Here is a 9,535-nt window from a genome sequence, read left to right on the forward strand (position 1 = left end):
CCAAACACATAAAATGAGAAAAAGTATAGTAGCTGGTAACTGGAAAATGAATATGGGTCTGAAAGAAGGCATAGCACTCTTCTCAGAAATTAGCGAATTGGTCAAAGTGGAAGTTAAGGGGAATCAGGGTGTGGTTATTTGTCCGCCCTTTATTCACATCAGCGATCTGGTTCAATCTTTAACAGCAAATGATAAGCTTGCTGTTGGAGCCCAGAATTGCCATCAATCAGATAGTGGTGCCTTTACAGGTGAAGTTTCGGCTTCAATGCTTTCTTCTGCAGGTGCTGTCTATGTTATAATCGGGCATTCTGAACGCCGGCTTTATTTTTCAGAATCGAATGTTCAGCTGGCGCAGAAACTGGATGTGGTTTTAAAAAACGGACTTATCCCAATATTTTGCATCGGAGAGACACTGGAGCAACGCAATGATGGTTCTTATTTCGATGTGATTAAATCACAACTAACCGAAGCTGCTTTTCATCTTGCTGAAGCAGATTTCAGTGAGCTGGTAATTGCCTATGAGCCGGTATGGGCCATCGGAACCGGCTTAACCGCCAGTCCGGAGCAGGCACAGGAAATCCATGCCTATATCCGCACTCAGGTAGCCGAAAAATATAATCAAACCCTCGCAAACGATCTGACTATACTTTACGGAGGCAGCTGTAACCCCAAAAATGCTTCCGAATTGTTTGCCCAGCCGGATATAGACGGAGGCCTGATCGGTGGTGCTTCTTTAAAAGCCCGCGATTTTGTGGATATCATTAAAGCCCTGGATCAGAAATGACCTATATAGAGCTGGTTTTTACATTACAATCCCAGGAGGAATTTCATAAAGATTTGATGATCAACGCTTTGTCGGAGATAGGCTTCGACACTTTTGAAGATACTGACCAGGGATTTAAGGCCTACATCCCCGAATCTGAACTGGATCAGGCGAAACTGGATAGCCTGGCTGAGGATTTTACAGATATGTTCTCTTTTACCTATACCCTGAACAAAATACCTCATCAAAATTGGAATGAGGTATGGGAAAGTAATTTTGAACCGATTCAGGTCGCCGGTAAATGCTACATCAGGGCTACATTTCATGAAGCCCATCCTGAATTTGAGCATGAGATCGTCATTGATCCCAAGATGGCTTTTGGTACCGGGCATCATCAAACTACCGCATTGATGATGGAGTTTATGCTGGAAGAGGAATTTCATGACAAGAAAGTACTTGATATGGGCTGTGGAACCGGTATTCTCGCCATTCTGGCTTCTAAATTGGGAGTAAAGGAAGTGCTGGCCATTGATTATGATGAGATCTGTTATGAAAGCACGATTGAAAATTCAGAGCTGAATAAGATCCGCAATATAAAAGCCCTTAAAGGTTCTAAGGAAGTCATTCCTTATTTGAAATTCGATATCATTCTGGCGAATATTAACCGCAATATTTTGATCGATCAACTGGAGACTTATGCCCGCACCTCAAAGCCCGGAACCTTACTCTTTCTGAGTGGATTTTATGAGGATCCCGATCTGGAAATTTTGAAAGAAAAGTGTAAGAGCCTTGGATTTAGTTATTTACAGCATAAAGAATTAAATAATTGGGTTGCAGCGAAATTCAGATTTAAGGCCTGATTCACAATCAGTTTAGTTTTTTTTAATAAAGAAATATATTTATTTTTAATATAATCGCTGCTAGAATTATTCCATTCAATATAGAAAATTCGTTTTTTTTTTATTGTATTCCAGATTGCAGATCCCTATTAATACTATTCTTTTTTAACCCTTTAGAAACAAAATCGCTTCTTTTTGAAATTTAATTAATATAAAATACAGGAATTTATTCAATTGAATAGAACTTTATCCGAAAATATACGTTAAAGATTTTAATTAGCATAAAATATGGTTTTAACCTCAACAGGACCGAAATTTATTGTTCGGCATTACTTTTGATAAATAAAATTAACACAAGCGAAAAAAGCCGTTTTCAATAGAAATGTTTATTTCAAAAATTCGCTTTTAAAAAGAATACACCTACCATCTACCCTATAAAAACAATACAATGAAAGAATTAAGTAAAAAAATACGCTTATTGCGGCATCAGAAGAGTTGGAGTCAGGAAGACGTTGCCAAACGTTTAAAAATTTCAATCCCAGCTTTTTCTAAAATAGAAACTGGGATTACCGACGTAAATGTATCCAGGCTCGAAGAGATAGCCGGAATATTTGATATGAGTTTGGTTCAGTTATTAACATTCACTGATTCAGAAGATCAGGAGAAACATAACTCAGATCTTGAAGAGTTATCCATAAAACTTCATGAACGAGAGATAGAGCTCATTGAAATGCAAAAGAAGATCATCGAATTGTATGAAGAGCTTCGAAAAGTAAAAGCATAATTTAAATGAACCCGACATAATATTTAAAAACCACATACCTGCCTACTGGCAGGCATGGAAACATAGCATATTATAGCTGCGAACCTTCATTTTAGACACAGATTTCTTGAAGCTTCGCTTCAATCTATGTGATTTATAATCTATGTTTCCTTTAAAGCATAATATATTCAATCTATGTGGTTAGTTATTGATCTTTAGATATCGAACTCACATTAATTTAAAAAAGTCCCGAACGTCCGGGACTTTTTTATTTAAAATAAGCTGTTTCAGCTAAGGTTTAAAAGACGATTATATTTTACAATAAAGACTCCGGAGCCAGAATGATTTGATTAGGAAAAGCAATACCTGTATGTTATAGCTTGGTTCAGTCCTTTCCTACGGAGTATTTCCGGCAAAAAAATATCGTTCAATTCCAATAAGGAGTCGCCGGAAGATACCTCCTCCGGCAAGGTTTATTTTACCCGGTGCTGTATTTCATCGGGACGGGCAGCCCCCGGACTTGCTGGTGCGCGTGTGCTGCGCATTCCAGAAATTAAATAAAGAAGCACATGCGACACTCCTGCGCCGGCAAGTGAATGGAAAATGTAAAAAGGGCTCAAAGACGCAGAGACGCGAAAAATACCATTAAAAATAGATGATTTTCCATAACTTGCAGGCATTGCGTCTTAGCGTCTTTGCGAGAGTGAATTTTGAGATATACTTTTTATATCGAACTCCATTTTAAAATAATTTCCTCATCGTAGCATGCTTTTTACCAAAAGTAGCTCCGGTAGCTTCATGTATCGAAAGCATCTTGTCGTTAAAATCACCAACCCAGGATAATTCCAGCTCGACATATTGGTTCATCGGAATTACATACTCTTTGAGTTTGATGAATAATGCGGATTCTAATCCGTGTTTCTGAAAGGCTTTCTTAGTACCCATCACCACTGCCCGCATCCGGTTTACCCCTTTCCAGCGATAGTAGAGGAATTTTAGTTTTTCTAGCAGTCCGAGTTTACCATTAAAGCTTTTGATCATTTGATTGGCATCGGGAAGGATCACAATAACCGACGCTGGTTCATCATTGATGTATGCGAACCAGATCAGCTTCTCGTCCATCACCGTTTTCATTTTATTGAAGGTTTCAAGAATTCCTTTGGTTTGCAGCGGAACGAAGTTTTCAAAATTCTGCCAGGCATCATTGTAAATTTCGGCAAAATCCTTTGCAAAAGCCTCCAGTTTATTCACCTCGAGGTGTTTAAAGGTATATCCCGGTTTATTGGCAACCCATTCGGCAATCTTGGTAAAACGCTCCGGAAATGGTTTCATCACCTGTAAGTGATTGGTAATCTGCTCATAGAGTGTTTTGAATCCATAAGCCTCAAAAAGGCCTTTGTAATAGGGGTGATGGTAATTCATTCCATAAGAAGGGGTGGTAAAACCTTCAATCAGGAGTCCCCAGAAACTGTCATTTTCACCGAAATTGATGGGCCCATCCATTGCTTTCATGCCCTTTTCTGTTAACCATTTTTCGGCGGTACTGAAAAGCAGGCTTGCGGCTTCCGGATCATTGATACATTCAAAAAAGCCAATTCCGCCGGTAGGCTGTTCAGGTTGATAAGCCTTTTTCTCATTGACGAATGCGGCTATTCTTCCGATTAATTGACCCTGATCTGATTTTAAAACCCAGCGGGTGCATACCCCATGCTTATGCAGCTCGTTCTTTTCAGGATTAAAAACAGCTTCAATATCTTTATCGAGCGGACAAACCCAGTGAGGATCATTCCTGTAAATTTCGCGCGCCACTTCCAGAAATTCGCTGGCGGTTTTCTTATTCTTGACTTCGGTTAAAAGCATCATGTAAAAGGGGTAAAATAAAAAAAGCATTCAGAGAACTGAATGCCTGAATATTAGGGCTGTAATTCCTTAAAAATCGTCCTCATCGTCGTCGAAATCATCGAAAGGCGGAATATCATCGTCGAGTGGAAGATCGAAATCATCTTCGTCATCAATAATCGGACGAATCGGTTCCTCAGGATCAGACAAATGCGTCTTTTTCGTATCGGGATTCTTTGGACCCCCGCTTTTTAATACTTTCTTTGGCGACTTCATTGGTGCAAATTACACGTTTTTAGAATGAATATTAAGTTCTTATAAATTTAACAAGATTTTGAAATTCCAAACCTCTTTTTTAATTTTTATTTCTTTTGCGGTTTTACTCGCTCTGGTCACCGATTACATTGCTTTCAGAAACCAGCTCAGTAATCTGTGGAAGATCTTTTGTTGAATTAATTCCAAAATAATCCATGAAAAGGCCACTGGTAGCATAAAGCAGCGGTTTTCCGACAGTTTCCGACTTCCCTGCGATACTAATCAGCTCCTTTTCCAGTAATTTCTGTACGGTATAATCGCAATTTACCCCCCTGATCTGCTCAATCTCCAGTTTAGTAACCGGCTGTTTATAAGCAATGATCGAGAGCGTTTCTAATGCCGCCTGACTCAATTTCTTCCTTGAACGTTGAATCTGCAGCTGATTGATCACCGGATAAAACTCCTTCCGGGTCAGAAACTGATAACCTCCGTTCAAATGAACCAGCTCAATGGCCAGATTCAAATCCAGATACTTCTGCCTGATCTGCTCAATCAAAGCATTGATTGTTGCTATTGAGATCTGCTCCTCCTCACTAAACTCTGCGAGAACCTGCTGTATTTCTTCAGCAGAAATACTCTTTTCGGAAGCAAAAATTAATGCTTCAATGAACGGTTCAGGCTCTTTAAAACTCATGGACAAACATAACATATTGCCATTCAAACGAAAAAAAAATCTTTAAAAAAATGTTGTTTTTCTTATTGAGAGCCTGCTTTTTCCCTCTTCTGAAAAATAATTCAAAACCGTTTGAATCCGGGCCTCGTAGGTATTCGCAATCAACAGAACATTTAAAATTATTCTCAGACATGGAAAACCTAACAAAAAAAGATGAGCAGATCATTCTGCAGGAGCAGGATATCTTATCGGCACCGCTGCAGCGCCGTTCCTTCCTCCGCTATGCCGGAGCCGGAGCTGCCGGAATTGCCTTACTCGCAGCTGGCTGTAAAAAAGACGGAATGATGATCGATGGTTCTGCAGGGGTAAATTTGGGAAGCGGTGATGTCGGCATCCTGAATTATGCCTATGCTTTGGAGCAACTGGAAGCAGCATTCTACATCAAGGTAGCTTCATCATTCTATTCCGGTATTACCGAAGCTGAAAGATCATTGCTTTCGGATATCAGGGATCATGAGATCGCTCATCGTGAATTTTTCAAGAACGCTTTGGGTTCAAATGCAATCCCCGGCCTGGAGGTTGATTTCTCAATGATCAATTTCAGCAGCCGCGACAGTGTTCTTGCAACCGCAAAAGCTTTTGAAGATCTGGGTGTTTCTGCCTATAACGGAGCAGGGGTTTTAATTAAAGATGCAGGCTATCTGACCCTTGCCGGTAAGATCGTTTCTGTAGAAGCCCGGCATGCAGCCCTGATTCGCGATCTGATCAGTAATGGAACATTTGCGAATTCTGAAGTGATTGATGCTAACGGACTCGATAAATCCCGTCTTCCAATGGAAGTGCTTGGTATCGCCGCACCTTTCATCAAAACAAAAATCAACGCAAACGATCTGCCTAAATCTTAATCCTTACAGCTATGAATATCCTGAACATATTAGAAGAAATTGAAAAAACAGATGCCGAAGTATATGAGCGCATCAGTCCGAGAAGAAAAGCCATGGCCGAATTTTACGGCTTTGGGAAGAAAATTGCCCTTGCATCGATCCCCTTCGCCCTCGGCACCATGTTTAAAAAAGCCTATGCCCAAACGGCAAGTGCAGATGTAGAAGCCGTATTGCAGTTTGCTTTAACGCTGGAATACCTGGAGGCAGAATTTTATACCAAAGGAGTAGCTGCTGCCGGACTGGTACCTGCAGGACCCGCACTCGGCGCAATTACTACGATCCGTGATCATGAAAACCAGCATGTGGCCTTTCTGAAAACAGCCCTGACTTCTTTGGGTAAAACACCTGTTTCAAAGCCGACTTTTGATTTCTCGGCAGGTAACGGATCGAATACAGGCCCTTTTGCGAATGTATTTTCTAATTACGATACCTTCCTTGCCGTAGCGCAGACCTTTGAAGATACCGGCGTAAGAGCCTATAAAGGACAGGCTGGCGCATTAATTGGCAGTGGGGGCGTACTGACCGCCGCATTGAATATCCATTCGGTAGAAGCAAGACATGCAGCCCATATCCGGCAGATGCGTAAGGCACGCGGGGCAAATATAAAGCCCTGGATTACCGGACAGGACACAGGCATTGGCGCCATCGTACAGGCATCCTATGCCGGCGAAGAACTCGAAACTCAGGCCGGAGTAAAAATTACCGGTATCAACGGACAGATGATTTCTGCCTCGGCCGCCACCGAAGCATTTGATGAACCATTAACCAAGGCCCAGATCCTGGCCATTGTCGATCCCTTTATTGTTTAGTGTTTGTTTTGGGTTTATTGGAAAAGAGAGCCGGGAGGCTCTCTTTTTTTGTTAAATGGGAATGGTGATGATGACTTCGGTACCGGATGCTCCGGTTTGGGTTTGGGTGATGTGGATGGAGGTTTTATTGATTTTATTGAGGAGATGGACGCGTTCGTGGATTAATTCTAAACCACGGCTTGTGTGCTGGCTAGGAGTTTTGGATTTACTTGAATTTGAAATACCTATTCCATTATCTATAATTTTGATCCTGAGCAAGTTGTCTATACATGTGAAATTAATCTGAATCCAACCACCATCCTCCTTCGGCAACAAGCCATGCCACACTGCATTTTCTATAAATGGTTGTATTAGCATGGACGGTATTATTATTTCCTCTACTTCAATTGCGCTATCAATATTTATATAAAAATTCATTTTCTCATCAAATCTGATTTTTTCTAATGAAAGGTATAGATTTAGGTATTGAATTTCTTCAAATAGAGTTATGTTGCTTTTTAAACATATTTCAAGATGCTTTCTCATTAGCCTTGCAAAGCCAGTAAGAATCTGGTTTGCAGCCTTTGACTCCTTTATCCCAATAAAATATTGAATTGTATTAATTACATTAAAAACAAAATGCGGATTCATCATCGCCTGCAATGCTTTTTGTTCAAGAGTGGCTATGGTATTCTGAATTTTTAGTTCTTTTTTTTGTTTCCTTTTTTGAGAAAAAGAAAAGATTACTATTCCAATTAGTGCTGCCAGTAATAGGATTGAAATGATTAAGGTTATAAACCACCAGTATTGTGTTTCTTTATATTTTTGCTGTGTTATAATGAGTTCATTTTTCTGAATTTTTTGCAATTGCAAATAGTGTGAGGATGTTTTTCCAATGTTATCAGACAGGTTTCTTGAAAGCTGAAGGCTATCATGATGATGAACTTCTTTTAAATATTTTAAAGCTTTTGAGTAATTTCTTCTTTTTAGTTCAAGTTCATAAGCTTTATGTAAATAGTAGTAAACAGAATTATTATCCCCCATCCCCCTAGCATATTTGATTCCCTCATTTATAGAAGCCTCAGCTTTGAAATATTCTGTCTGTTCTAAATAAATAGATGCCAATGCTAAATTGGAACCGACAATTACTTTGGATAAATTATTTTTTTTAGCCTGGCTTATTGCCTCAAATAATTGCTTCTTGGCTGTTTCAAAATCTTTTAATTTGTAATAGATTACTCCTGAGTTTTGAAGCGATGTTATGAAATTAATAGTGTCTCTTGTTTTTGCGAATATCTCTTTACTTATTTCAAGGTATTTAAGTGAATTTTTATAATCTCCCTGAAATCTTAAAACGGTTGCAATATTTAAATAAATACCTGCAGTAAATTCATCAATGTTCAATTTCTTAGCTATTGATAGTGCCTTTTTATAATAGAGCAGTGCTTTATTATAATTTATTTCCTTGTAGAGGTTACCAAAATTATTATAAACTCGGGCCTCGTTTTTTTTATCATTTATAGTTTTGAAATATTTTAAAGCTTCTATATAGTTTTTCACTGCCTGTTCGGTGTCACTGAGATAATAGAATCCAACACCTTTTATTCTATTCGCTTCAGCTATTCCAAAGTAATAATTTAGTTTTTTTGCAAGAAATAGTGCACTGTCAGCAAGATTAACTGTCTTTCGTGGATCAGTAAGCCTAATGTTAAAGGCAGCTTTATTTAATCGGTTTATAATTACTGTATCTTTCAAGCCTGATTGTATATCAGATGAGAAAGAAAAGTACTTTTGCAGAGTTGATTGATAATTCTCATTCAGCATCTTAGGTATTAAAACTAATGCTGATAGGAGGAGAATGGTTAATGAAGCATGCAGGATTAGCTTTCTTTTCAATTCTGATTTTTATAGAGGAATATAATGGTACTCAGGTTTGCCGCGTGTAGTTAAACTAATTAATTTAACATTTTTTTTTCATTGTACGAAAAAAAAAGCGGCGAAATGCCCCAATCGCTTCAACCGCTTTTTTCATAACCAAAGAATCTGTATTATTTTTGTTGGGATGAGAATAATTCTCAACAAAAAATAGAAAACTCTTTAAGCTATGCTACTAAATTATTTAATCAAAAGAATTCCTCGAAGCTCTGCTTCGGGGTTCTGGCCTAATCTTATATTTGTTTTATGAGTGAACATATTCATAAACGTCATAATAAGAATTTGCTGTTGTACCATTTGGTTTGTCCGATAAAATATAGGAGAAGCGTTTTGACGGATGAAGTTGAAAAAAGTTTGGTTGAAGTTTGTAGCAATATTGAAAGTAGGTTTGAGATATACTTTATTGAAATTGGAGCGGATGCAAACCACGTTCATTTTTTGATACAAAGTGTTCCGATGCTGTCTGTAAAGAGCATAGCTCAAACTGTAAAAAGCATCACGGCCAAAGAACTTTTCCGGCTGCATCCAGAAGTCAAGGTTCAACTTTGGGGAGGGCAGTTTTGGACTAGTGGATATTATATAAATACCGTAGGTCAGTACGCAAATGAGGAGACTATTCAAAAATATATAAATGAACAAGGCCAAGAAAAGACTGCTTATAAGAAGTTTCATAGGGCACAATTACGGTTATTCGAATAACGCGATACCTCGAAGCTCTGCTTCGGGGTCATTCATT

At 38.8% G+C, this 9,535-nt stretch carries 11 protein-coding genes; 6 read left to right on the forward strand and 5 right to left on the reverse strand.

Annotation, left to right across the window (positions count from 1 at the left end; genetic code table 11):
* The first annotated feature begins 13 nt into the window (after nucleotides 1-13).
* The 3 genes from tpiA (at nucleotide 14) to Q8M41_RS05940 (ending at nucleotide 2,386) form a co-directional block, all read left to right on the forward strand.
* Nucleotides 14-784: a triose-phosphate isomerase gene (tpiA, locus tag Q8M41_RS05930; RefSeq protein ID WP_305364332.1), complete on the forward strand. Its 771-nt coding sequence runs from the start codon at nucleotides 14-16 to the stop codon at nucleotides 782-784.
* Nucleotides 781-1,623 (forward strand): 50S ribosomal protein L11 methyltransferase, encoded by an 843-nt coding sequence (gene prmA / locus Q8M41_RS05935; protein ID WP_305364333.1) that lies wholly within the window; start codon nucleotides 781-783, stop codon nucleotides 1,621-1,623. Before tpiA ends, prmA begins: the two co-directional genes overlap by 4 nt.
* 427 nt (nucleotides 1,624-2,050) lie before the next feature.
* A complete protein-coding gene (locus Q8M41_RS05940) occupies nucleotides 2,051-2,386 on the forward strand; it encodes a helix-turn-helix domain-containing protein (protein WP_305364334.1) in 336 nt (111 codons plus the stop codon).
* A gap of 452 nt (nucleotides 2,387-2,838) precedes the next feature.
* On the opposite strand, the gene Q8M41_RS05945 is transcribed toward Q8M41_RS05940, so the two are convergent.
* The 4 genes from Q8M41_RS05945 to scpB form a co-directional block, all read right to left on the reverse strand.
* Nucleotides 2,839-3,045, reverse strand: a complete 207-nt coding sequence (locus tag Q8M41_RS05945) for a hypothetical protein (RefSeq protein ID WP_305364335.1) — start codon at nucleotides 3,043-3,045, stop codon at nucleotides 2,839-2,841.
* Between the two features lie 61 nt (nucleotides 3,046-3,106).
* Nucleotides 3,107-4,225 carry a GNAT family N-acetyltransferase gene (locus Q8M41_RS05950; protein WP_305364342.1) on the reverse strand — a complete coding sequence of 373 codons (1,119 nt, stop codon included), beginning with the start codon at nucleotides 4,223-4,225 and terminating at the stop codon, nucleotides 3,107-3,109.
* A gap of 69 nt (nucleotides 4,226-4,294) precedes the next feature.
* On the reverse strand, nucleotides 4,295-4,480 hold the full coding sequence (locus Q8M41_RS05955; protein ID WP_305364336.1) for a hypothetical protein: 186 nt from the start codon (nucleotides 4,478-4,480) through the stop codon (nucleotides 4,295-4,297).
* 103 nt (nucleotides 4,481-4,583) lie between these two features.
* Nucleotides 4,584-5,153 carry an SMC-Scp complex subunit ScpB gene (gene scpB, locus Q8M41_RS05960; protein ID WP_305364337.1) on the reverse strand — a complete coding sequence of 190 codons (570 nt, stop codon included), beginning with the start codon at nucleotides 5,151-5,153 and terminating at the stop codon, nucleotides 4,584-4,586.
* A 170-nt stretch (nucleotides 5,154-5,323) separates the two neighbouring features.
* On the opposite strand from scpB, the gene Q8M41_RS05965 reads away from it, so the two are divergent.
* Together Q8M41_RS05965 and Q8M41_RS05970 are read left to right on the forward strand one after the other, a co-directional pair.
* Entirely contained in the window at nucleotides 5,324-6,037 is a 714-nt protein-coding gene (locus Q8M41_RS05965; protein WP_305364338.1) for a ferritin-like domain-containing protein, read from the forward strand.
* An 11-nt stretch (nucleotides 6,038-6,048) separates the two neighbouring features.
* Entirely contained in the window at nucleotides 6,049-6,885 is an 837-nt protein-coding gene (locus Q8M41_RS05970; protein ID WP_305364339.1) for a ferritin-like domain-containing protein, read from the forward strand.
* Nucleotides 6,886-6,936: 51 nt separating this feature from the next.
* Here the strand turns inward: Q8M41_RS05970 and Q8M41_RS05975 are convergent, their stop codons facing one another.
* The gene (locus tag Q8M41_RS05975) at nucleotides 6,937-8,760 is read right to left on the reverse strand and encodes a tetratricopeptide repeat protein (protein ID WP_305364340.1); all 1,824 of its coding nucleotides are present in this window, start codon (nucleotides 8,758-8,760) and stop codon (nucleotides 6,937-6,939) included.
* A gap of 285 nt (nucleotides 8,761-9,045) precedes the next feature.
* Here Q8M41_RS05975 and tnpA point away from each other — a divergent pair, with 285 nt between their 5' ends.
* Nucleotides 9,046-9,498: an IS200/IS605 family transposase gene (gene tnpA, locus Q8M41_RS05980; RefSeq protein WP_305364341.1), complete on the forward strand. Its 453-nt coding sequence runs from the start codon at nucleotides 9,046-9,048 to the stop codon at nucleotides 9,496-9,498.
* The last annotated feature ends 37 nt before the right edge of the window (nucleotides 9,499-9,535 follow it).

It is taken from the genome of Daejeonella sp. (assembly GCF_030684675.1).
Taxonomy (GTDB): Bacteria; Bacteroidota; Bacteroidia; order Sphingobacteriales; family Sphingobacteriaceae; genus Daejeonella.